The sequence below is a fragment of the Piscinibacter sp. genome, from assembly GCF_050175855.1.
GTDB lineage: Bacteria > Pseudomonadota > Gammaproteobacteria > Burkholderiales > Burkholderiaceae_C > Piscinibacter.
This window is the reverse complement of the sequence record NZ_JBFXIO010000566.1, coordinates 1-2,536: the sequence shown is the minus strand read 5'-3', so window position 1 is coordinate 2,536 and position 2,536 is coordinate 1. Positions and strand designations below refer to the sequence as shown.

General features: G+C 71.1%; 3 protein-coding genes. 2 read left to right on the top strand and 1 reads right to left on the bottom strand.

The annotated features are described in order from the left end of the window. On the bottom strand, window positions 1-280 hold a 280-nt coding region (locus AB7U92_RS25785), incomplete at its 3' end, for a Gfo/Idh/MocA family oxidoreductase (RefSeq protein WP_428583502.1). Window positions 281-347: 67 nt separating this feature from the next. On the opposite strand from AB7U92_RS25785, the gene AB7U92_RS25780 reads away from it, so the two are divergent. Together AB7U92_RS25780 and AB7U92_RS25775 are read left to right on the top strand one after the other, a co-directional pair. Further along, window positions 348-824, top strand: a complete 477-nt coding sequence (locus tag AB7U92_RS25780) for a hypothetical protein (RefSeq protein ID WP_428583500.1) — start codon at window positions 348-350, stop codon at window positions 822-824. Window positions 825-922: 98 nt separating this feature from the next. After that, window positions 923-2,536, top strand: a 1,614-nt coding sequence (locus AB7U92_RS25775; protein WP_428583498.1) for an LTA synthase family protein, incomplete at its 3' end; no start/stop codon positions are given.

Sequence of the window (2,536 nt, the reverse complement as noted above, 5' to 3'; positions counted from 1 at the left end):
CCACCACGTGGCGCCCGGCCGCCAGCGCGGCGCGGGCCAGGGGAAAGTGCGTGTCGTTCGGGCTGGCGATGACGACGAGGTCGATGTCCGCGCGGCGCAGCAGGGCCTGCGGGTCGGCCAGCACCTCGGCCGCCGGCCAGTCGGCGTGCACACGCGCCGCATCGCGGCTGGCCACGGCCGCCAGCTGCAGGCCGGGCACGCCGGCGATCAGCGGGGCGTGGAAGGTCTGGCCGGCATAGCCGTAGCCGACCAGGCCGACGCGCAATGCTGTGGAGGTCATGATGCGATTGTGAACGGCGCCGCCGATGGCATGATGCGCGGCTTCCAAGGCTCGCACACGCCCGTCCATGATCCGTTCCGCCGTCATCCTGTTCGCCCTGGGGTTCACCCTGGTGCCGTCCGCGCATGCCGCCAGCGACAAGCTGCGCATCGGCATCTTCGGCAGCGGCAAGGGCGCCGGCCCGCTGATGACGCGCGCCGAGCTGCGCGAGTGCCTCACGATCGAATCCCGTGTGGTCGAGGGCAGCCAGAGCGCCCTGCGCGAGCGCGAACAGCTGGAGAAGGAAAAGGCCGAGCTGATCCGCCAGGGCGAGGTGCTCAAGAGCGAGTTCGAGGCGCTGGACAAGACCAGCCTCGAGGCGCTGCAGGCCCATCGCGACAAGGAACTGGCGCGCGACAAGGCGATCGACGAGTTCGACGCCCGCAGCAACGCCTTCAACGCCCGCATCGGCGCGCTCGAAGCCGACCGCGCCACCTTCAACCAGCGCTGCGACAACCGCCGCTTCGACCAGGCCGACGAGGCGGCGATCCGCAAGGGAAAGTAAGCGGCGTTGCCGCGGCCCGGCCCTAAGCTGGGCTTCATGCGGCCACGGCACAGTGCGGCAGCCGGCCAGGGGGCCGGTCCGTCCTGCCCATGCCGCCCATGCCGCCGTCCATTTCGTCCCGCATCTCGGCCTCGACCTCCCGGCTGGCCCTGGCCGCGCCGCTGTTCGCCGCCTTTCTCGCGCTGAGCACGCTGACGCGCCTCGGCCTGCTGCTGTTCAACGCCGACGCCTCGCTGTTCGGCCCGACCCGGCTGCTGCCGGCGCTGCTGCTCGGCCTGGGTTACGACGCTGCCGTGGCACTGTGGTGGGGCCTGCCGCTCGTGCTGCTGGGATGGCTGTGGCCGCGCCGGCGCGGGCTGGGCGCGCTGGCCGCCGGCGCATCGGTGCTGGCCGCGGCGCTGCTCGGCGCGGCCGTCTTCGTCAGCGTGGCCGAGTTCGTGTTCTGGAACGAGTTCGCCTCGCGCTTCAACTTCATCGCCGTCGACTATCTGATCTACACCCGCGAGGTGATCGGCAACATCCGCGAGTCCTATCCGCTCGGCCCGATGTTCGCAGGCATCGGAGCGGTCACGCTGCTGCTGGCGCTGCGCGTGCGGCGGCCACTGGCGCGCGTGGCCGCCTTCCCCGCGCCGGGCTTCGGCGCGCGCACGCTGGCCGCGATGGTCTACGCCGGCGTCGCGGTCGTCACGACAGCCGCGATCGGTTCGGGCTGGAAGGAGCGCCTGGAGCAGCCGCAGCTGGTGCAGCTGGCCGGCAACGGCGTGTGGGAGTTCTTCCACGCGCTGCGCTACAACCAGATCGATTACCAGCGCTTCTACGCCACGCTGCCGCGCGAGCAGGTGGTGTCGCTGCTGCAGCGGCGCTTGTCGGCGTCCCCGCACTACCGGTTGGCGCCCAGCGCGGAGATGCCGATTCGCCGCGAGGTGCTGCCTGCCGGGCCGCGCCGCGACCTGAACCTGGTGATGGTGTCGGTGGAGAGCCTGGGTGCGGAGTTCGTCGAGAGCCTGGGCGGCGCACGCGGCCTCACGCCCAACCTCGAGCGCCTCGGCCGCGAGGGGCTGATGTTCACCCGCCTGTACGCGACCGGCACGCGCACCGTGCGCGGTCTCGAGGCGCTGACGCTGTCGGTGCCGCCGACCCCGGGCCACGCCATCCCGATGCGGCCGGACAACGGCGGGCTGTTCACGCTGGGCGGCGTGCTGCGCGAGCAGGGCTGGGATCCGCTGTACCTCTACGGCGGCTACAGCTACTTCGACAACATGGCCAGCTTCTTCGGCGGCAACGGCTACACCGTGATCGACCGCACGGCGATCGACAAGGCCGACATCCACCACGAGAACATCTGGGGAGTGGCCGACGAAGACCTGTTCGACCTCGCGCTGCGCGAGATCGACGCGCGCGATGCCGCGGGCCGCAAGGTGTTCGCGCACGTGATGACCACGTCCAACCACCGGCCCTTCACCTATCCGGAAGGGCGCATCGACATTCCCTCCGGCACCGGCCGCGAAGGCGCGGTGAAGTACACCGACCACGCGATCGGCCGCTTCGTCGAGAAGGCGCGCAGCCACCCCTGGTTCGGCCGCACCGTGTTCGTGTTCGTCGCCGACCACAGCTCGATCGCCCGCGGGCGCAGCGACCTGCCGATGGACCGCTTCCACATTCCGATGGTGGTGTGGGCGCCGGGGCTGGTGGCGCCACAGCGCATCGATGCA